The 18,462-nt window shown below is 63.5% G+C and carries 17 protein-coding genes and 1 riboswitch; of the genes, 11 read left to right on the forward strand and 6 right to left on the reverse strand.

All coding sequences use genetic code 11. The features are described from left to right. Positions 1 to 49: 49 nt before the first annotated feature. Positions 50 to 1,159, forward strand: a complete 1,110-nt coding sequence (locus tag A2J02_RS00685) for an isocitrate/isopropylmalate dehydrogenase family protein (RefSeq protein WP_068045460.1) — start codon at positions 50 to 52, stop codon at positions 1,157 to 1,159. A gap of 3 nt (positions 1,160 to 1,162) precedes the next feature. Next, positions 1,163 to 2,479 carry a CitMHS family transporter gene (locus A2J02_RS00690; RefSeq protein WP_068045463.1) on the forward strand — a complete coding sequence of 439 codons (1,317 nt, stop codon included), beginning with the start codon at positions 1,163 to 1,165 and terminating at the stop codon, positions 2,477 to 2,479. A gap of 1 nt (position 2,480) precedes the next feature. Here the strand turns inward: A2J02_RS00690 and A2J02_RS00695 are convergent, their stop codons facing one another. Beyond that, the gene (locus A2J02_RS00695) at positions 2,481 to 2,849 is read right to left on the reverse strand and encodes a glyoxalase (protein WP_068045467.1); all 369 of its coding nucleotides are present in this window, start codon (positions 2,847 to 2,849) and stop codon (positions 2,481 to 2,483) included. Between the two features lie 60 nt (positions 2,850 to 2,909). Here A2J02_RS00695 and A2J02_RS00700 point away from each other — a divergent pair, with 60 nt between their 5' ends. Beyond that, on the forward strand, positions 2,910 to 3,380 hold the full coding sequence (locus A2J02_RS00700) for a nuclear transport factor 2 family protein (protein ID WP_143536544.1): 471 nt from the start codon (positions 2,910 to 2,912) through the stop codon (positions 3,378 to 3,380). A 79-nt stretch (positions 3,381 to 3,459) separates the two neighbouring features. On the opposite strand, the gene A2J02_RS00705 is transcribed toward A2J02_RS00700, so the two are convergent. From A2J02_RS00705 to A2J02_RS00720, 4 genes are all read right to left on the reverse strand, one after another. Then, entirely contained in the window at positions 3,460 to 4,248 is a 789-nt protein-coding gene (locus A2J02_RS00705; protein ID WP_068045475.1) for an ABC transporter ATP-binding protein, read from the reverse strand. After that, on the reverse strand, positions 4,245 to 5,270 hold the full coding sequence (locus A2J02_RS00710; RefSeq protein ID WP_068045478.1) for a FecCD family ABC transporter permease: 1,026 nt from the start codon (positions 5,268 to 5,270) through the stop codon (positions 4,245 to 4,247). The genes A2J02_RS00705 and A2J02_RS00710 overlap by 4 nt, the downstream gene beginning before the upstream one ends. Next, complete coding sequence (locus tag A2J02_RS00715; protein ID WP_068045481.1) at positions 5,267 to 6,295, reverse strand: ABC transporter substrate-binding protein; 1,029 nt, start codon at positions 6,293 to 6,295, stop codon at positions 5,267 to 5,269. The genes A2J02_RS00710 and A2J02_RS00715 overlap by 4 nt, the downstream gene beginning before the upstream one ends. 19 nt (positions 6,296 to 6,314) lie before the next feature. Beyond that, positions 6,315 to 6,429, reverse strand: a riboswitch (cobalamin riboswitch). Positions 6,430 to 6,472: 43 nt separating this feature from the next. Then, positions 6,473 to 7,672 (reverse strand): MFS transporter, encoded by a 1,200-nt coding sequence (locus A2J02_RS00720; RefSeq protein ID WP_068045485.1) that lies wholly within the window; start codon positions 7,670 to 7,672, stop codon positions 6,473 to 6,475. A 47-nt stretch (positions 7,673 to 7,719) separates the two neighbouring features. On the opposite strand from A2J02_RS00720, the gene A2J02_RS00725 reads away from it, so the two are divergent. The 4 genes from A2J02_RS00725 (at position 7,720) to A2J02_RS00740 (ending at position 11,397) form a co-directional block, all read left to right on the forward strand. Further along, positions 7,720 to 8,784, forward strand: coding sequence for a LacI family DNA-binding transcriptional regulator (locus A2J02_RS00725; protein WP_231911391.1), 1,065 nt, complete (start codon positions 7,720 to 7,722; stop codon positions 8,782 to 8,784). Positions 8,785 to 8,877: 93 nt separating this feature from the next. Continuing rightward, positions 8,878 to 10,257 (forward strand): putative bifunctional diguanylate cyclase/phosphodiesterase, encoded by a 1,380-nt coding sequence (locus tag A2J02_RS00730; RefSeq protein WP_082898547.1) that lies wholly within the window; start codon positions 8,878 to 8,880, stop codon positions 10,255 to 10,257. Between the two features lie 15 nt (positions 10,258 to 10,272). Beyond that, positions 10,273 to 10,692, forward strand: coding sequence for a TIGR03668 family PPOX class F420-dependent oxidoreductase (locus A2J02_RS00735; protein WP_068045490.1), 420 nt, complete (start codon positions 10,273 to 10,275; stop codon positions 10,690 to 10,692). Between the two features lie 150 nt (positions 10,693 to 10,842). Beyond that, positions 10,843 to 11,397 (forward strand): GNAT family N-acetyltransferase, encoded by a 555-nt coding sequence (locus tag A2J02_RS00740; RefSeq protein ID WP_068045493.1) that lies wholly within the window; start codon positions 10,843 to 10,845, stop codon positions 11,395 to 11,397. Here the strand turns inward: A2J02_RS00740 and A2J02_RS00745 are convergent. After that, on the reverse strand, positions 11,379 to 12,362 hold the full coding sequence (locus tag A2J02_RS00745; RefSeq protein ID WP_068045503.1) for a hypothetical protein: 984 nt from the start codon (positions 12,360 to 12,362) through the stop codon (positions 11,379 to 11,381). The two genes, A2J02_RS00740 and A2J02_RS00745, sit on opposite strands and share 19 nt — an antisense overlap. 341 nt (positions 12,363 to 12,703) lie before the next feature. Here A2J02_RS00745 and lysX point away from each other — a divergent pair, with 341 nt between their 5' ends. The 4 genes from lysX to A2J02_RS00765 form a co-directional block, all read left to right on the forward strand. Beyond that, positions 12,704 to 15,976, forward strand: a complete 3,273-nt coding sequence (gene lysX / locus A2J02_RS00750; protein WP_231893658.1) for a bifunctional lysylphosphatidylglycerol synthetase/lysine--tRNA ligase LysX — start codon at positions 12,704 to 12,706, stop codon at positions 15,974 to 15,976. A 109-nt stretch (positions 15,977 to 16,085) separates the two neighbouring features. After that, positions 16,086 to 16,982 carry an alpha/beta fold hydrolase gene (locus A2J02_RS00755; RefSeq protein ID WP_197477888.1) on the forward strand — a complete coding sequence of 299 codons (897 nt, stop codon included), beginning with the start codon at positions 16,086 to 16,088 and terminating at the stop codon, positions 16,980 to 16,982. Between the two features lie 100 nt (positions 16,983 to 17,082). Next, on the forward strand, positions 17,083 to 18,087 hold the full coding sequence (locus A2J02_RS00760; RefSeq protein ID WP_068045498.1) for a beta-ketoacyl-ACP synthase III: 1,005 nt from the start codon (positions 17,083 to 17,085) through the stop codon (positions 18,085 to 18,087). Positions 18,088 to 18,256: 169 nt separating this feature from the next. Next, positions 18,257 to 18,462: pyridoxamine 5'-phosphate oxidase family protein (locus tag A2J02_RS00765; RefSeq protein WP_197477889.1), on the forward strand; the 206-nt coding region annotated here is incomplete at its 3' end.

Consider the following 18,462-nt stretch of genomic DNA (forward strand, 5'->3'; position numbering starts at 1 on the left):
AACGGTGGCCTAGTCCGCAACGGTGCGGACGTGAACACCTGGAGACATCGTGACTACCGGACACCCAGCCCACGACCCTGACAACACCGTCGAACTGGTGGTTCTCGCCGGCGACGGCATCGGTCCCGAAATCAGCGCGGCGACGGCCTCGGTTGTCGAAAGAGCTCTCGGACAACACGGGATCACCGCCTGCTTCACCGACGGAACCATCGGTTTCGACGCGCTTCACGCATCGGGGACAACGATGCCCGACGCCATCGTCGACCTCTCACGTGCAGCCGACGGCGTCATCCTCGGCCCTGTCTCGCACCTGGACTACCCACCGACTTCGGAGGGTGGCGTCAACCCATCGGGAATTTTGAGGCGAAAGTTGGATCTCTACGCCAACATTCGTCCCGCCAGGACCGTCCCGGCCCTGCCGAATCCGCTCGGCAAGAGCTTCGACCTGGTGATCGCCCGGGAGAACACCGAAGGTTTCTACGCCGACCGCACCATGTTTGCTGGTGGCGGTGAGTTCATGCCCACCGCGGACCTGGCGCTTGCCATACGAAAGGTGACTCGTCACGGTTCCGAACGCATCGTGCGTCGAGCGTTCGAGCTGGCACGGACTCGTCGATCGAAAGTCACTGTGGTGCACAAAGCCAACGTCCTCAGGCTGAGCGACGGACTGTTCCTCGAGGCGGCCAGGGCCGTCCGACAGCACTTCCCCGACGTCGACTACGAAGAGCTCCTGGTCGATGCAGTCGCCGCGCTGCTCATCCGTCGACCGGAGTCCTTCGACGTCATCGCCACCACCAACATGTTCGGGGACATCCTGTCCGACGAGGCAACCGAACTCTCGGGCAGCTTGGGGCTGGCGGCATCACTCAATGTCGGTGACACGCATGCCGTCGCGCAAGCCCAACACGGCTCGGCTCCGGACATTGCGGGCCAGGGCATTGCCAATCCGGCGTCGTTGATCGGCTCCGCCGCAATGCTTCTGAACTGGATAGGACAACGCCGCGGCGACGCACGATTGACCGCAGCAGGCCAATCCATTCATCGAGCCGTCGACAGCGCCGTTGGCAGTCCCGAGACCCGCACGGCGGACTTGCACGGGTCCGCAACCACCCAGCGTTTCACGCAAGCGGTGATCGAGCACATCGAATCGGAGCGCTGAATCATGTTGGCACTTCTCGGATTCGTCTCTCTTGCATCCTTCATGCTGGTGGTCATCAAGAAATGGGCGACCGCCCTGGTTGCCGTCGTCACCATCCCCATCGTGGTCCTGTTGATCAGTGGACAGGGGACAGCACTTCCGGACATGGTGGTGGAGGGCATCGAAACCGTCGCTCCCACCGCAATTCTTCTACTGTTTGCGGTTCTGTACTTCGGAATCATGATGGATGCCAAACTGTTCGACCCCATTTCACGCGGAATCATCCGATTGTCCGGTGGAGATCCCGTCAAAATCTGCGTCGGCACAGCAGTTCTCGCACTTCTCGTCGCACTCGACGGTGACGGCACGACGTCGTACATGATCATTTGCTCTGCGTTTCTCCCGATCTATCGAAAACTCGGAATCAATCCGCTGGTGATCGCCACGATCGCGACGATGGCTCTCGGGACCATATCCGGCACCACCCCGTGGGGTGGGGCTGCGACCCGGGCGATCAGCGTATTGCAGATCGACGCCACCGACTACTTCGTGCACATGTTGCCGGCAATGCTACTGATGTCAGCGGCTATCGTCGGGCTTGCATATCTGTTGGGCCGCAGCGCACGCAAGAAGATATCCCAGGAACGCATCGCCGAAGTCACCGCGCACGTGTCCTCCGGCGCGCACAAGGAGGGCTCGGATGGAACGCTCCTGACGAAGGCAACCTGGCGAACCTGGGTGAATGCAGCACTCACGGTCACCCTGCTGGTGCTGCTGGTGTTGGGAGTGGCAGACCTACTGGTGCTCTTCATGCTCGGTTTCATCATCGTGCTGATCGTCAACCATCCCAAGCCCTCCGATCAGGGCGACGTGATCCGATCGCATGCTGCCAACGCCGTCCCCGTCGTCATACTGGTCCTCGGTGCCGGCGTATTCACCGGCATCCTCACCGAGACCGGTATGACCACCGCCATGGCCGACGCGCTGATCTCACTGATTCCGGACGGTTCCGAAGGCATGATCCCTGCCGCAGCCGCGCTGATCGGAATCCCGCTGAGCTTCTTCATGGCAAACGACGCCTACTTCTTCGGGATCGTGCCGGTACTCGCGGAATCGGCTGCGCAATATTCCATCCCACCCGAGGAAATGGCTCGCGCTGCGGTGATCGGCCAGATGGCCCACTCGATCGGACCCGCATCGGCACCGTTGTGGGTGCTGCTCGGCCTGGTGCGTGCCTCGTTGGGCGACTTCCAACGCTTCGCATTCCTGTGGGTGCTGGCCGCGTCGCTGATGTATATCGGCTTCGCAATACTGACCGGAGCCATCTCGGTAGGTCTGTGAATTACTGTGCGGCTACGAATTCGATCCGATTGCCCACGCCGTCGCAGGTATGGAACCGTCGTCGGCCCGGGATCTCCTCAGGGTCGGCCCAATTCACTGGGTAGCCGGCAGATGTCAACGCCGCAGCAGTCGCATCGACATCGACGACGAATGCCGGGTGCGCCTTCAGCGCCGGGCGAAAGTCGTTCTCGATGCCGACATGTACCTCGCCATCTGGGCCGCCCACTCCCGGCACGCAAAACCAACAGCCGCCGCGGACCGCCAACAGCGGCGGCTTCGCGATCTCTTGCCAGCCGAGAGCACCAGAGTAGAACTCCCGCTCGCGGTCTTCGCCGCCCGCCGGACAAGCGACTTGCACGTGGTGAATCATCGAACGAACGTACCGCCATCTCGATTGACACGCCGGTGAACGGTAGGCAAACGTATGGGCATGCAACTGAGATTTCTGGCCGGCATCTCGACGGCCTTCGCATTCAAGCTCCTGCTGATGCGAGCGCTGACACTCAAGCTGCAGCGAGACATCGAAGCACTGAACAACGGCAACTACCGCCCGCTGCTGTCGTCCTTCCATCGCGACGCAGTGCTGAAGTTCGCCGATGGTGACAGCCGCTGGTCGGGCACACACCGCGGCCGCCCGGCCATCGAAAAATTCTTCCAGGACTTCGTCGCTGCCGGAATCAAAGGCCAGATCACCGAAATCTACAGCGGCGGCGCACCCTGGCGTATGACCCTGCTCGCCCGCTTCGACGACCAGGCCCACGCAGCCGACGGCACCCAGATCTACAACAACCGCACAGTGCTGCTGGTCCGCACGAGCTGGGGAAAAATCATCTCGCAAGAAGACTTCTTCGAGGACACCACACGCCTCGACGCATTCGAGAAGAAACTGCGGCAACTCTAAATTTGCCCGGCATTCGGCTCGGTGCACCACTTCCGCCGGTACTCAATGTGACATCCAGTGGCCTTTTCGGGGGTCAATGTCACATCGAGTGGACCCCAGGGGAAGAAGGGGTGGGGCGGCGATAGGTCACTTGTGGATAGTTGTCGGCATTCGTGACGCTGGCGTGCACGTTGTATACCGTGCGCACCAGGTGTTCGGTGATCACTTCGTTCGGGGTTCCCGATGCCACGATGGTGCCGTTGTTCAGGACGATGATGCGGTTGCAGAACATGGCGGCGAGGTTGAGGTCGTGGAGGGCGATGTAGCTGCTCAGGGGTAGGCCTGCGACGAGGGTGAGGATGTCGAGTTGGTGTTGGATGTCGAGGTGATTGGTCGGCTCGTCGAGCAGTAGTTCGGTGGGTTGTTGGGCGAGTGCGCGGGCGATCTGGACTCGTTGGCGTTCGCCGCCGGAGAGGGTGTGCCATCGTCGGGTGGCTTTCGATGCCATGGCGGTGTCGGTGAGTGCTCGTGCGATGGCGGCGTCGTCGTCGGATGCGTCGCCGCCGAGGATGCCGTGATGTGGGATGCGGCCTAAGCGGACGACGTCGCGGACGCTGATGTCGACGTCGGTGTCGGAGTGTTGGTCGACCATTGCCACGCGTCTGGCGATGCGTCGTCGACGCAGTGTTCGGAGGTTGTCTCCGTCGAGCAGCACGTCGCCGCTGTCGGGGGCGACGATGCCGGCGAGAATGCGCAGCAGTGAGGATTTGCCCGAGCCGTTGGGGCCGATCAGACCGATGGTCTCGCCGGGTTCCGGCGCGAAGCTGATCCCGTCGAGAATCGGATGCCCACCACGGGTCCACCGAAGGTCTTTGGCGTGCAGTGTCATCGGGACCTCCGTAGCCGAAAGAGAATGAGCGCGAAGGCCGGGACGCCGATGAGTGCGGTGACCACTCCGACGGGAATTTCCTGTGGCGCGAACACCGTTCGGGCGATCGTGTCGACCCAGACCATGAAGATTGCGCCGATCACCACCGTCGTCGGGAGCAGTCTTCGGTGGCGCGCGCCGACGAGGAAGCGGGCGGCATGCGGGAGCACCAGTCCTACGAATCCGATGGCTCCGGCGGCACTGACGAGGGCGGCCGTGATCAGTGCGGTGATGACCAGCAACAGAATTCGGACATATCTCACCGGAACGCCGAGCGATGCGGCCGCGTCGTGCCCGAAAGTGAAGGCATCGAGGGCAGAGGTGTTGAACAGGCACACCACCATTCCCAACAGTGCCACACCGCCGCACAATGCCACGTCTGTCCAGTCGGCACCGCTCAGCGAGCCGAGCAGCCAGAACAGCACTCCCCGCGTTTGTTCGGCATCGGCCGAGGATATGACGATGAACGACGTCAGAGCCGAGAACAGTTGTGTACCGGCCACTCCCGCGAGTACGACGCGGTCGTTGCCTCCACCCGCACCTGCGGCGAGCAGCATCACCAGGACGAAAGACAACAGCGCTCCGGCGAACGCCCCGGTGGACAGCGACAGTGCGCCGCCGCCTACGCCGAGCACTGCGACGACGACGGCACCGGTGGACGCGCCCGACGAGATACCCAATACGAACGGGTCGGCCAACGGGTTGCGCAACAGCGATTGCATGATGGCACCGCACAGCGCGAGGCCTGCGCCGCAGATGGCCGCGAGCAATGTTCGGGGCAACCTCAACTGCCAGACGATACCGTCCTCGATGCGGCTCACTCCGGCCGTGCCGATCCCGATGTGCCCCAGTATCACTCGATACACATCGGATACCGACACACTGGCGGGACCGATCGTCACGGCCACGCCGATCGAGAGCACCAACACCACGAGGCCACCGAGCAGAAGCGGGATCAGCAATCCGCGATCTGTCCGGCTCATGGGGTGGTCAGGCCCCAGTTCTGCAGAGCCGCTGCAACTTTCTCGACCCCGTCGATCGTGCGGATCGATGGGTTGAGGTCGGCACCGTTGACGACGATGTACCGCTTGTCCTCGACGGCGGTGAGCCGACTGGTGACGGAATTCGATTCCAGGAAGGCGATCTTGCTGTCGAGAGCATCACCGGCGATGCTCCGCCGGCTCAGGTCGGCGAGAACGAGCGCGGTGGGATCGCGATCGAGGACACTCTCCCAATTGACCTGTGGCCATTCGTCGGTGGTGTCGGCGTAGATGTTCTGGGCACCGACGGATCCGGTGATGATTCCCGACGACCCACAGCATCCGGCCATGTACGGGGTATCGGTGTCGGCGAACCAGTACGCCAAAGTCACACCCGAGGCGTCGACGGCTCCTGATGCTTTCGCGAAGCGATCCTGCAGCTCGCCGACCAAGCGTTCGCCGCGATCACGCACGTCGAAGATGGCTGCGAGGTCGCGAATCTCCTGGTAGACGGTCTCGATCTCGAGCGGCGTCGTACGCGCGCCGTCGGAGTTGACACTGTCGTCGGTCTTGCCGTTGCAGTCGGTGGGAGAGAGGTAGCTCGGCACACCGAGCTGCTCGAACTGGTCCCTGTCGGCTACTCCTCCGGGCCCGAGAGTGCCGCCGAACGACGCGGACACGAAGTCGGGCTCGGCGTCGAGCACCACCTCGAGCGAGGGTTTGTTGTCCGCCAACCTGGGCACCTTCGCGTTCTCGGATTCGAGGTTTGCGCGGACGGGGTCGGTCCAGGTGGCGGTGCCGACCATCCGGTCGGCGAGGCCGAGCGAAAGAAGAATTTCGGTCGAACCCTGGTTCAACGACACCGCACGCTGAGGCGGGGCGTCGACGACGACGTCGCGGCCGCAATTGTCGATCGTCAGCGGATAGTTTCCGGTGGTCGGGGTGGCCGCGTCGGTTGTCGCAGTAGACGAACAACCGGCGAGAACGAGGATCGAGACAGCGCCTAGGACGGCGAGAGTGGTGCGCATCGTGAAGAGCTTCCTGCTGAGGGCTCGTGTCGCGGAGCCGCGGATGGAGGTGAATCACGACGTCCGAGCATTCGGACTTCGAGCTCTCACCCGTCACCGTTGCGCGCCAGCTCCGGAATTGCACCGGATTCCCTCGTTCGTCGCATGCTGACCCTATCGTGCGGGGGACCTCGACGGTCAGCGTGTCGCTGCGCCCACCGGCTCCTGGGCGTAGCTGCGCGGAAAGGTGGTGCGTGCCAACACGACTACGATCATCGCGGCGGCGACGAGCACCGTCGCAGCAGCCGTGACGGCCACGATGCCGCTGAGGTCGATCACCACGCCGCCCACCAGGGCTCCCGTGGCGATCGCCAACTGGAAGGCAACGACATAGATCGCCGACGCCTTGTCCGCATCGGCCGGCGCCGCTCTGACCACTGCCGATTGGATGCACACCGGGAGGGTGGTGAAGGCCAGTCCCCACAAGGCGATCGCGCCGACGGCGAACACGGCCAAGCTGCCCGGCGCTCCGATCAGGGCGCACCAGAGAACTGCAATCGCAGCGGTCACTGCGCCCAGGGCGGCGATGGTCGAGTACCGAGGCCATCGGTCGTAGGTTCTGCCGATCACCCAGATTCCGATCACTCCGAACAGTCCGTACAACATCAACATCAGAGTCAGAGTGGTGCCGGCCGACCCGATGGCACGGTCGACGATCACCGAGAAGTAGGTGTACGCGGCGAAATGACCGAGGACGGCCAGAAACGTCACTCCGCACAGAACGGCCAGGGTGCCGTCGAGCACCCGCGGTGTCTTTTTCGTCTCCGAAGCCGCCCGGGTGACCGGTAGTGCCGGGAGGACGAAGTACAGCGCAACCGCGATTGCTGCGGCGACCCCACCGAGAATCGTTGCGGCCGCGCGCCATCCGAACCACTGGCCGAGGGCAGCAGTGAGCGGGTTGCCGGCAACCAGTGCCAGCGAGGTACCGGCGTACACCGTGGCGATGGCTTTGCCCTGCTTACCCGGTAGCGCAAGCGAGGCCGCGACCGGCGCGACGACAGCCCAGAAGACGCCGTGCGTTGCCGCGCAGAGCATTCGGGAGATCACCAGCATCGGATATCCGACCGATACTGCCGAGAGGAGTTGCGAGAGTGCCAGTGCGGCAACAGTGATGACGACGAGACGCCGTCGGGGCCACTCGCGCACGAACCGGATCAACGGCATCGTCATCACCGCAACGCCGTACGCATAGAAGGTCAGCAGGAGACCCACGGCGGATTCGCCGACACCGAGGTCGCCGGAAATCTCGGGGAGCAACCCCACGGGCAGTGTTTCCGCAGTGACGTAGATGAATGCGGCTGCGGCGAGCACCAGCAGTTTCGGTAGCGGCGACGACATGCTGTGTATCGTTACACACAGTCGTTACAGCGCGCTACAGTGGGCCGGTGAACACTCGGGTGACCATGGCTGACGTCGCAGCGTCCGCGGGCGTGTCCACCATGAGCGTCTCGTACACCTACAACCGACCGAGCCGGGTATCGGCGGCCACACGCGATCGGGTGTACGAGGCAGCCGCCACCCTCGGATACGCCGGCCCCAACCGCACGGCCCGGTCGCTACGCAGTGGCAGGCACAACAGCATCGGCGTCGTCCTCGGCGAGAAGCTCACCTATGCATTCGAGGATCCCCAGGCTCGACGTTTTCTGTCCGGTATCGCCGAAGCATGTCTGGACGCCGACACCGCGCTGGTCATGCTGCCGAACCTGCACCGCGACACCGACAACTCACGCATCCGAGACGCACAGGTCGACGGGTACGTCGTGTGGACCCCCGAGACGAACGACCCCCTGCTCGACGTGCTCGTCGACACCGGCAGGCCGACGTGCATCCAGGGCGGGCCCGACCATCCCGGCCTGAACTGGATCACCATCGACGACCGAGCGGCAGCCGAAACCATTGCCACCGTCGCGTTGAACAGCCGATCTCGCCCTGCCATCGTCGCTCTCCGGCCCGATACCCGACGCGAATCGACGATCGTGCGTGGCGCGGACGCGTCGGACATCTCGATGCCGGTGACCCGAGCACGTCTCGAAGGCTATCGGGACGCCTGTGTGCAATTCGGACTCGACTGGTCGACGGTTCCGACACTGTTCACCACCGACAACGCCCGCGCAGAAGGCGACCGAGCTGCGCGACTGTTGTTGCAGGACAATGCCATCGACACGTTGCTCGTGATGAGCGACGAACTTGCCCTCGGAGTGCTCGACGCCGCGGCCGCATCCGGAATCGACGTTCCGGAGCAATTGGCCGTCACCGGATGGGACGACTCCCCCGCCGCAGCCGACGCCGGATTGACCACCGTCGCGCAGTCGCTGTTCGATCAGGGTCGGTCGGCGGCCCGGTGGGTTCTCGGACTCAGCGACACCGTGGACGATGCGATCTGGAGCATCGAAAGACGATTGTCGACAGGACGCGCAAATGGCCGACAAACCAAGGAGAGCATGATCTAATAGCTCCATAAAAGGGGATGTTCCCTGTTTATGGCGCTGAACCAGACTCGTGGGCTAGTATCGCTCGTGGCTATCCGGCCATGAGGGGGAACAATGAGCCGAGAGCACGACGCGCCGCCCCGTCATGTCGCCGCTGTGTCCGGAACCGCATCCGGAACTGCGGCCCAGCGCGACGCGTTGACCGGACTCCCTAACCGCGACGAGATTCTTGCCCTCATCACCGCCGAGCTCGACGGACGCACCCCGGGTCGCCAGTTCAGTGTCCTGCTGGTCGACATCGACGGATTCCGAGAATTCAACGACGCCCTCGGCCCCGCGCAGGGCGACGACCTGCTGTGCATGATCGCCGATCGCCTCCTTGCCTCCACCCGCCCCGGCGACACCATCGGCCGACTCACCGGCGACGAATTCGTCGTCATCGCCCGAGGCTCCCACTCCATAGCCGCGCGCGCCCTGGCGGCCGGTTTCGCGAGCATCTTCGAGCCCGCCTTCGAGCTCGGCGACCGCCAACTCACCCTCACAGCCAGCGTCGGAGTCGCCTCCAGCACCGACACCGACATCAGCGCCACCCAACTGGTTCACAACGCCGCCGCAGCAATGCATGCCGCCAAGGCCGTCGGACGCAACGAACACCACGTCTTCACCGACGAGCTGCATCACACCAACCGCACCCGACTCGAACTCATCGAACGACTGCGCGGCATCGCCATGGTCGAGCGCGAACTGACGATGGTCTACCAACCCATCGTCGAGCTCACGACAGGAACGGTCGTCGGGGCCGAAGCACTCATCCGATGGAACCACCCCGAACTCGGCCTACTGATGCCCGACACCTTCATCCCCCTCGCCGAGGACGCCGACCTCATCGTCCCACTGAGCATGTGGATTCTCGCCGAGGTCGCGCACACCATCGCCGACTGGCAGACCCGCAACATCCACCTCCAAGTGGGCGTCAACATCAGCCCAGCCCACTTCGCCACCGGAAGCCTCGCCACCGACGTCATCGACATCGTCGACACCTACGGCATCCAACCCGGCCGGCTCGCCCTCGAACTCTCCGAATCACAGACACTGCACGACCTCGACGCCGTCCACTATCAACTGCGCGACGTCCAACGCCACGGCGTCCTCATCGCCATCGACGACTTCGGCTCCGGCTTCTCCTCCCTCGAACGACTCGCCACCCTCCCCGTCGACACCCTCAAGATCGACAAATCGCTGACCCAACACCTCGACAGCGACAACCTGCACCGACGCCGCGCCATGACCACACTCTGCACAGCCCTCGTCGACGTCACCACCACCCTCGGCAAAGACACCGTCATCGAGGGAATCGAGACACCGGAACAACTCCAGGTCTGCACCGACATGGGCGTAACCTTCGGCCAAGGACACCTACTCGGACGCCCCATGCCCGTTGCGGCACTCGAACAATTCATCACCCGACACAGCACCCACAGCGAATCCGCATAACCCGAGGAACCGAACGTGAAGATCGACAACGAAGTCCAACGCTTCACCGACGCACCCCGAGCCCAACTCTCCACCATCAACCCCGACGGCACACCACACCTGGTACCGATCGTCTTCGCCGTCGCCCCCACCGGCGACCGCATCTACACCGCCATCGACTGGAAACCCAAAACAACCCGAAAACTCCAGCGCCTCGACAACATCCGCGCCGACCCCGCCGTCAGCCTCATCGTCGACCACTACACCGACGACTGGTCCCAACTCTGGTGGATCCGCGCCGACGGAAGCGCCCACATCGCCGAAACCTCCAGCGCCGAAAGCACATCGGCCACCGACGCCCTGGTCGCGAAATACAGTCAATACAAAAACAACAGACCCGAGGGTCCAGTCATCATCATCGACAAACTGTCCTGGCGATCCTGGTCGGCTTCCTGACCCCGCCCTTGCCCCTGCCCCCTTTGACCACTCAATGTGACATTCGGTGGCCTTTTCGCCCGTCAATGGCACATCGAGTGGACTGCGGGCGGGTGACAGTGCAATGAAATTCGATGGCCAGTTGGATGCATTGTTGACACACTGCTGACCATGCACGACGCGCCTTCCGAACGGATTGTGACCGATCGCCTCGTCATTCGTCGCGAGGAGTCCGACGATGCCGGTGCTGTTGGCGACGTGATCGGCCGCAATCTCGTTCACCTTTCGCCCTGGATGGGGTGGGCGACCGAAGAAGCTGCACGAACGTCGGCGCAACTCGCTCGTATCGCCGACGCCGTCGAGCAGTGGGATGCCGGGAAGATGTTCGACTACGGAATCTTCGACCTCGAAGGCGGCGCATTTTTGGGCAAGATCGGGATGCATCGCCGAATCGGCCCGCACGGAATCGAATTGGGCTACTGGCTCGACTCCCGGGCCGAGGGACGTGGGGTGATCAGCGAGGCCGTCGCGGCGCTCATGCGGGAGGCTTTGAGGCTGGACGGAATCATCCGAGTTGAAATTCATTGTGATGCAGCGAATCTCAGAAGTCAGGCCGTACCCAGACGGCTTGGCTTCGTTCTGGACAGAATCGAGGATCAACCGATCACCGCTGCGTCCGAGACCGGCGAGCACATGGTCTGGGTGTATCAGCCCGACCGGCGGTAAGCCTGATCCGCTCGCGGTCGGACCGTGACGTTCGGTCGCGGTCGAGCCTTGGCCTGCTCGTAGCGCGCCCGAAGGTCGGCCAATACGCGTTCCGGATCATCCCGAATATCACTCGGCAGATGTGTCACCACGATGAGGCCGGCATTCTGCGCTCGTTCACGACGCGCCACCTTCGCCTTGTGTGCCGCAGGCGAGAGGTGGTGCTCCAGCGAATCGATCTCCCAATCCAATGCCACGTCGTCGAGCCAATTATCGGCGATCAACAGAAACTTTCCCCGCTCGTCGTGGACGACCACGTTGTGCTGCATCGGCGGAAGTCCACTGCGCGCGTACAGCTTCTGGGCCTGGGCTTCGGCAACGGAATGCGCGCCGGCTGCCAACTCCCGCAACACCCGTCGTGGCATCGCCGTTCCTCGTGTACTACCGGCGTCTAGCTCCTTCATGATCGCATCCACGGTGGCCGCGCCTCGCTGCACGACGTTGGCAATCAGCGCCATGCACTGGTCGGAATTCTTCATTCGCCGAACCGCATCGCACAAGCACCGAACGATCGGCGCAACGCGGAGTCCCGACTTCAACTCCGCCGTCGGCATTCGCCACGTTCGCTCCACCACAGCGAAACTCACGGACTTCCGATGTTGCGGCTCGGGAATCAGGGCGAAAGTCTCTTCCAACGAGCCCGACGTGCCCAATCCATGCAACGCCAACCCTGCCCGACCGCTGATGACAGCATCTTTGCCGCAGTAGATTGCCACCGCGGTGGCGCGCTCCATCGGCGTCAGCGAGCGATTCTTCAAGAACACCAACCCAGGTAGTGCCCGTGACCAGCTGCCGTCCGGCTGGGTGCGTCGAACAATTGTCTTCGACGCCACCCCGAGCTCGAGGAGATGCGCTGTCCTCATGAAACCGCGATCGGACGCAGCCGCAATCACCTTCGCATCGATTCGTGCTCCACCCCGCTTCATGCCCTTGATGATGCACAATCCAGGCACCCCGAATCCGACCCGACGATGGGGAACACATTGCCCTGTGGATAACTGGTGCCCTGTGGACAACCTCCGCCCAGGAGTGCCCCACCGCGATCGAATGCACTCGGCAAGCCGCTGCCCGCACTCGACCCGGGGTCCACTCGATGTGCCATTGACTGGCGAAAAGGCCACTGAAGGTCACATTGAGTGAGCGGGGGTGCGGGCAATGGACACCTGACTCGCGTTGGCGGGGATACCGTCTACTTTGCACAAGTGCATTCTGACTTCGGGAGTGAGATATGACGGCGACAGCGATTTCCTCGGAGCGGTCCGGGTCCATGGTTCCGCGGTCGTTCGTGCCACCCGCGCGCGGTCGGTTGAGTGAGGTTCCGCATATCGCCGGGCTGGTGCTCGGCGTGTTCGCGGTGTTGTTGTTTCTGTGGAGTCTGTCGCCCACTCTTCGTTATCTGGTTCATGTTCCTCGCGAGTACGTGGACAACTACTACTTCGATGCGCCCGATACGAGTTTGTCGTGGGCACTGGTCGTCGGGTTGTTGGCTGCAGCGTTGGCGAGTCGTAAGCGCATTGCGTGGTGGTTGCTGACGGTCTATCTGGTGTTGTTGGCGATCACCAATGTCGTCGAGGGCATCCAGGACGGGAACGTCAACTCGTGGGTTGCGCTGGCTGTCCATGTCGTCGTGACGGGGGTGTTGATCGCTGCGCGCAAGGAGTTCTACACGCGGGTGCGTCGCGGTGCGTTGTGGAAGGCGCTCGGGGTGCTCGTCCTCGGAGCGGCCGTCGGGACGCTCATCGGCTGGGCGCTGGTTGCGTTGTTCCCCGGGTCGTTGCCGGAGAGTCAGACGTTCCTGTGGGCGTTCAATCGTGTGACGGCGTTGGCGACGGTGGACAACGAGCAGTTCGACGGCAGGCCGAACGGAATCGTGAACACGGCGTTGGGGTTGTTCGGAGCGTTGGCGTTGCTGGGGGCGATCGTCACGTTGTTCAGGTCGCAGCGGTCGAGCAATGCGCTCACCGGTCGCGACGAGTCCGCCCTGCGAGGTCTGCTCGACAAGTGGGGCTCCGACGATTCCCTCGGCTACTTCGCCACCCGCCGCGACAAGGGCGTCATCTTCGCCACCAGCGGCAAGGCTGCAGTGACGTATCGCGTCGAGGTCGGGGTGTGTCTGGCCAGTGGTGACCCGATCGGCAATCCCGAGGCCTGGCCGCATGCCATCTCGGAATGGCTGGACCTGGCCGAGAAGTACGGCTGGACCCCAGCTGTCATGGGGGCCAGCGAGATCGGGGCCACCGCATACAAGCGGGCCGGCCTGAGCGTCCTCGAACTCGGCGACGAAGCAATCCTCAAAACCAAAGATTTCAACCTCAATGGACGCGAGATGCGCCCCGTGCGTCAGGCGGTCAACCGGGCTCGCAAAGCGGGTGTCGTGGTCACCGTGCGTCGTCATCGGGATATTTCGTCGGAGGAGATGTCGGAGATCATTGCCTGCGCGGATGCGTGGCGCGATACCGAGACCGAGCGCGGTTTTTCTATGGCGTTGGGCCGGCTGGGTGACCCTCTCGACGACGATTGTCTTCTGGTGCAGGCGGTTCAGGGTGAGAAGGTGATCGGCGTTCTCTCGCTGGTGCCGTGGGGACGTACCGGTGCGTCGCTGGATCTGATGCGGCGGGATCCGGCGTCGCCCAACGGGGTGATCGAGTTGATGGTAACCGAGCTCGCCACCAGCGCAGATCATTTCGGTGTCGGCAAGATCTCGCTGAACTTCGCGGTGTTCCGCGCGGCGTTCGAGGAGGGCAGCCGGATCGGTGCCGGACCGGTGCTGCGCATCTGGCGCAGCGTGCTGGTGTTCTTCTCCCGGTGGTGGCAGCTCGAGGCGCTGTATCGCTCGAACGTGAAGTATCTGCCGGAATGGGAGCCGCGCTATCTGTGCTTCGCCGACAATCGGGTGTTGCCCAAGGTCGGCGTAGCGTCGGCCATCGCCGAAGGCTTTCTGACTCTCCCGACCTTCCGACGCGCCTCGAAGCACACCGGTTCCCACGTTGCGGTCCCCGCCGCTCTGGCCGACGCCGACGACATTCATCCCGACGGCAGTGGACCCGACAGCGTTCCGGACGAGCCGACGCCGGGCCGCAAGCGTCCCGACCAGGTTCGCGTGCGCATGTCGAAGCTCGATCGCCTCGAACGCGAGGGCACCGAGGGCTATCCCGTCGCCTATCCCCCGACCCACACCGTCGAGGCGGCAGTGGCGTCGCCGCAGGGCACGACGGTGCGAATCGCCGGACGCATTCTGCGTATCCGTGACTACGGCAGCGTGTCCTTCGCCGTCATCCGAGACTGGTCGGCCGACATCCAGGTGCTGTTCGACCGCGAACGCGTCGGCGACAGAATCGAAGAATTCGATGCCGACTTCGACCTGGGTGACCTCATCGAGGTCAGCGGCGCCATCGGGTACAGCAGGCGTGGCGAGCTCTCGCTGCTCGCGACCGACTGGCGAATGAACGCCAAGTGCCTGCATCCGCTGCCGGACAAATATCGCGGTCTCACCGACCCGGAAGCGCGGGTGCGGCAACGGTATGTGGACCTGGCGATCAATCGGGATGCTCGTGCTCTGCTGATCGCGCGCTCGAATGTGGTGAAATCCCTGCGTGATTCGCTCGGAGAGCGCGGGTACATGGAAGTCGAGACCCCGATTCTGCAGCAGGTGCACGGTGGCGCGAACGCCGCGCCGTTCGTCACCCACATCAATGCCTACAACCTCGATCTCTACCTGCGCATCGCCCCGGAGCTGTATCTCAAGCGCCTGTGCGTCGGAGGCATGGAGAAGGTGTTCGAGATAGGGCGGGTGTTCCGCAACGAAGGAGCGGACTTCAAACACAATCCCGAGTTCACGATCCTCGAAGCGTACGAGGCTCACAGCGACTACGAACGCGCAATGGTGCTGTGCCGTGAGCTGATTCAGCGGGCTGCCGTCGCGGCGCACGGACGTGAGATCGTCCTGCGCCCGGACGGTCCGAACGGGGAGATGATCGAGATCGACATCTCCGGTGAGTGGCCCGTCAAGACGCTGCACGGTGCCGTCGCGGAGAAGTTGGGCGTTGCCGTCGAACCGTCGACTCCCCTCGACGAACTGCAGCGTCTGTGCGACGAGAACGACATTCCGTACGAGAAGACCTGGGATGCAGGAGCCGTCGCACAGGGAATGTACGAGCATCTCGTCGAGGACTACACCGAATTCCCCACCTTCTACAAGGACTTCCCGACGTCGATGTCGCCGTTGACGAGGCCGCATCGAAGTATCCCTGGAGTGGCGGAGAAGTGGGATCTCGTGGCGTGGGGTGTCGAGTTGGGGACCGCGTACAGCGAACTGACCGATCCGGTCGATCAACGGCAGCGCCTGACCGAACAGTCGCTGCTGGCGGCCGGCGGCGACGAGGAGGCCATGAGCTTGGACGAGGACTTCCTGCAGGCACTAGAGCACGGAATGCCGCCGACCGGTGGTCTGGGCATGGGCGTCGACCGGGTCGTCATGCTCATCACCGGTGGCAGTATTCGCGAGACGCTCGCATTTCCGCTGGCCAAGCCACGTCAATGACCTTCCTGCGCGACCGGTCCGCGAGGGCAGGTGTGCAAAACCGGCAAGATGATGGAAACTGGAGCGTGAAACAGACGACAGGTCGGCAAAGCATCGTGGAGAACCAGACATGGACAGCGGGGATCGAGTCGAACGCAGCGCGTTGTTTCCCGTGAAACATCCTCCCGGTCAGTACGTCGAGGTGGACGGACAACGTCTACATCTGTTCGTCCGCGGAACGGGCCCCACGGTCGTCCTCTGCGGAGGCCTCGGCAGCAATTGGTTCGACTGGAACGACACCGTCGACATCCTGAGCGCACACCATCACGTGGTCGTTCTCGACCGCCCCGGGTTCGGACTCAGCGATCCACTTCCGGCCGGAGCCACCCCCACCGTCCGCGGGGAGGCGGACAGGATCGTCGGCGTCCTCGACGCACTCGGACTCACCGAGCCGGCCGTCGTCGCAGGTCATTCGATTGCCGGCTTCTACGCAGAAGCCGTCGCCCGGTTGTACCCGTCGCGCATCCGCGGGATTCTGTTGCTCGATTCCAGCGCAGAATCCGACCCCCGCCGCTTCATCCCGCCGACCGTGCGCATCCAGACCGCACACCTGATCGCAACCGTGCTCAGCAAAACCGGCGTGCAGAAGCTGTTCGGACCGCGCGTGCGCCGCGTCCTCAATCAGGCGACGCCGCCCGACGGCACGCCGCAGGAGACATTCGACTGGGTCGACGACATCTATCGCCGACCCACCTACCTCGCCGCCGCGCTGACCGAAGACGTCGTCTACCCGGATCTCGCCGTCGAGCTGAACCGCATTCGCAAGCAGTTCCGACTCGTCGTGCCCGTCATCGTTGCGGCCGCACACACCGGACGACCCTCTCCGTGGGGCAAGAGATGGATCAGAACTCAACGCAAGCTCGCCGCGTATCTGCGTGCCGACTTCACCGTCGTCATGCCCGCCCACCACCACGCCATGATCGACAAGCCCGCCGAGGTCGCGGCCCTCATCACCGAACTGGTGTGAACCCCTCGCGGCGACGCACGTAACGTGTGTCACCGAGCCCGCAGCCCAAGACCCGAGCCGAAGCTCGGCGATGGCGCGGTAGCACGAGAGGAAATTGAAGATGGGTGCGATCAGCACGACGCAGGGACGACAGTCGAAACTACTCGGACTCGGCGTTCACCGCCCCGAGCGAGTCGTGACCAACGACGAGATCTGCGAATTCATCGACTCGAGCGACGAGTGGATCCAGACGCGTTCGGGAATCAAGAACCGGCGCTTCGCCGAACCCAAGGAAAACGTCGTCGAGATGTCCATCGCGGCAGGCCGCAAGGCTCTCGAGGCCAGCGGAATCACGGCCGACCAGGTCGACACCGTCATCGTCGCCACCTCGACGCATCTCGAACTGACACCCCAAGCAGCGGCGAAAGTAGCGCACGGACTCGGCACCAAGGGGCCGGCCGCATTCGACATCTGCGCCGGCTGCGCAGGCTTCTGCTACTCCCTCGCCGTCGCATCGGACCTGGTCAAGGCCGGAACCTCCAAGTACGTGCTCGTCATCGGTGCTGAACAGCTCAGCGTCACCACCGACCCGTACGACCGCACCACCCGCTTCATCTTCGCCGACGGCGCCGGTGCCGTGGTCGTCGGACAGAGCGACGAAACCGAGATCGGGCCCGCCGTCTGGGGCTCCGACGGCTCGCAATCCGACGCCATCGTCCAGACAACCGACTGGTACGACTACATCACCGAAGAGGGCCTCGAGCGGCCCTGGATTCGGATGAACGGCATTTCCGTCTTCCGCTGGGCCGCATTCGAAATGGGCAAGGCCGCGCAGCGAGTCCTCGACGTCGCCGGCATCAAGACCGACGAACTGCACGCCTTCATCCCCCACCAGGCCAACAGCCGCATCACCGAACTGCTGGCCAAAAGCCTGAACCTCGCCGACGGCACCCCGGTCGCCAACGACATCGCCGAAACCGGCAACACCTCGGCAGCCTCGATCCCCCTGGCCATGGAAGAACTCCTGCGCACCGGCAAAGCAAAAGCAGGAGATACAGCACTGCTACTCGCCTTCGGTGCCGGACTCTCCTACGCCGGACAGGTAGTCAAACTCCCCAACCTGTAGTCGCACATCCACCCGCGCTGCACCAATTCCCGAGTGCAGCCGCAGCCCCCAGTGCACTCGATGTGACATTCAGTGGCCTTTTCGGCAGTCAATGTCACATCGAGTGGACTTCGGGGGCGGTGTGGGCGGAAGCAGGACCGCAGCGGGGGTTGAGTCGTAGAGTTGTCGTATGCCCAAGCCTCCGTTGCCCGATGCCGCTGTTGAATTGTTGAAGAAGGCCAATCCTGCGGTCATGGCGGTGGTTCGTGCCGATGGGACGCCGATCACCGCACCCACGTGGTATTTGTGGGAAGACGGGAAGGTCGTGCTCAATTTCGATGCGTCTCGGAAGCGTCTCGAGCACATCAGGGCGAATCCGAAGGTCTCGATCTCGGT

The sequence above is a fragment of the Rhodococcus sp. EPR-147 genome, assembly GCF_001647185.1.
Taxonomy (GTDB): Bacteria; Actinomycetota; Actinomycetes; order Mycobacteriales; family Mycobacteriaceae; genus Rhodococcoides.

Excerpts from the sequence above, each read along its gene's own strand:
- lysX (WP_231893658.1), top strand. The coding sequence starts at position 12,704 with ATGGTTCCGCGGTCGTTCGTGCCACCCGCGCGCGGTCGGTTGAGTGAG.
- A2J02_RS00755 (WP_197477888.1), top strand. The coding sequence starts at position 16,086 with ATGGACAGCGGGGATCGAGTCGAACGCAGCGCGTTGTTTCCCGTGAAA.
- A2J02_RS00705 (WP_068045475.1), bottom strand. The coding sequence starts at position 4,248 with ATGACACTGCACGCCAAAGACCTTCGGTGGACCCGTGGTGGGCATCCG.
- A2J02_RS00760 (WP_068045498.1), top strand. The coding sequence starts at position 17,083 with ATGGGTGCGATCAGCACGACGCAGGGACGACAGTCGAAACTACTCGGA.
- A2J02_RS00690 (WP_068045463.1), top strand. The coding sequence starts at position 1,163 with ATGTTGGCACTTCTCGGATTCGTCTCTCTTGCATCCTTCATGCTGGTG.
- A2J02_RS00745 (WP_068045503.1), bottom strand. The coding sequence starts at position 12,362 with ATGAAGCGGGGTGGAGCACGAATCGATGCGAAGGTGATTGCGGCTGCG.
- A2J02_RS00710 (WP_068045478.1), bottom strand. The coding sequence starts at position 5,270 with ATGAGCCGGACAGATCGCGGATTGCTGATCCCGCTTCTGCTCGGTGGC.
- A2J02_RS00720 (WP_068045485.1), bottom strand. The coding sequence starts at position 7,672 with ATGTCGTCGCCGCTACCGAAACTGCTGGTGCTCGCCGCAGCCGCATTC.
- A2J02_RS00715 (WP_068045481.1), bottom strand. The coding sequence starts at position 6,295 with ATGCGCACCACTCTCGCCGTCCTAGGCGCTGTCTCGATCCTCGTTCTC.
- A2J02_RS00700 (WP_143536544.1), top strand. The coding sequence starts at position 2,910 with ATGCAACTGAGATTTCTGGCCGGCATCTCGACGGCCTTCGCATTCAAG.
- A2J02_RS00730 (WP_082898547.1), top strand. The coding sequence starts at position 8,878 with ATGAGCCGAGAGCACGACGCGCCGCCCCGTCATGTCGCCGCTGTGTCC.
- A2J02_RS00740 (WP_068045493.1), top strand. The coding sequence starts at position 10,843 with ATGCACGACGCGCCTTCCGAACGGATTGTGACCGATCGCCTCGTCATT.
- A2J02_RS00695 (WP_068045467.1), bottom strand. The coding sequence starts at position 2,849 with ATGATTCACCACGTGCAAGTCGCTTGTCCGGCGGGCGGCGAAGACCGC.